The following is a 1122-nucleotide window of genomic DNA, read 5'->3' as shown; positions in this document are numbered from 1 at the left end:
CGTTTGCAGTTAACTGCATTTTTTCCAACTGCGCATTAATGATTTTTGCCACCAACGGACAAACATCTTTAAATACTTTGCGGCCATCTTGACGGAATAACTTGTCGTCAACCACTGCATCTTCGCTACGGTTTAAGAAACCAAAGTTATTGCGAATGTTATTTGAAAATTGAGTAAATAAATGAATATCTAAAATTTCAAAACCAGTTTTAGTAGTGGTTTCTTCAATAATAGAAGCGGTCGCCACATCACCAAAAATGAAGTGACAATCACGGTTACGGTAGTCTAGGTGACCAGATGTAATCTCAACATTCACTAATAAAACACGGCGAGCACCTGAACGAATTGCATCTGCCGCTTGTTTCAAACCAAAAGTAGCAGCTGAACACGCAACGTTCATGTCGTAAGCATAACCTTGAATACCAAGTGCCGACTGGATTTCAATTGCCACAGCCGGATAAGCACGCTGCATATTTGAACACGCCAAAATCACAACATCGATATCTTCAGCAGTTACACCTGCATTTTCCATTGCCTGTTTTGCAGCAATAACGCCCCACTCTGCTTGAATTGAAAGTTCATCATTTGAACGTTCAGACAAACGCGGACGTAAACGTGTTGGATCAAGAATACCCGATTTTTCAATCACGTAACGGCGCTTAATACCAGAAGCTTTTTCAATAAATTCAGCACTTGAACCACGTAATTCTTCTAGCTCGCCTGCTGCAATTTTCTCTGCATTCTCTTGGTTATATTGTTCCACATAAGCATTTAAACTGTCGGCCAGTTCTTCATTAGAAATGATTTCTGTTGGGTGAAATAACCCAGTACCTGTGATACGAATGCCCATGTAAAACTCCTAAAAAAGTGAATAGGGTCTGTTAATCTTTCATTTATAAATTGCGTTGTAGGCTAAACAACAGCATAAACAGACCCCGATCTATCTTAACTGATTCCCAAACGATCCCATAACTTTTGCAGTCGAGTTGGCGAAATAGGCATCTTGGTTTTCATCGGTTGAGAAAATAAAGAAATACGTAATTCTTCCAGCATCAAATACAATTCTTTGATTCTTGGATCATTTTTGAACTTAAATACCTTGTCCATCCATGGATCGACATC

At 39.2% G+C, this 1122-nt stretch carries 2 protein-coding genes; both read right to left on the bottom strand.

Translation table 11 applies throughout. The features are described 5' to 3' along the window. The coding region (locus VXQ92_RS20120; protein ID WP_416682974.1) for a beta-ketoacyl-ACP synthase III at positions 1 to 850 on the bottom strand (850 nt) is incomplete at its 3' end. A 95-nt stretch (positions 851 to 945) separates the two neighbouring features. Further along, positions 946 to 1122: DUF3418 domain-containing protein (locus VXQ92_RS20115; RefSeq protein WP_416682975.1), on the bottom strand; the 177-nt coding region annotated here is incomplete at its 5' end.

Source organism: Acinetobacter sp. 228 (genome assembly GCF_048147885.1).
Note: the sequence above shows the minus strand (reverse complement) of the source record. Positions and strands in the feature narration are given on the sequence as shown.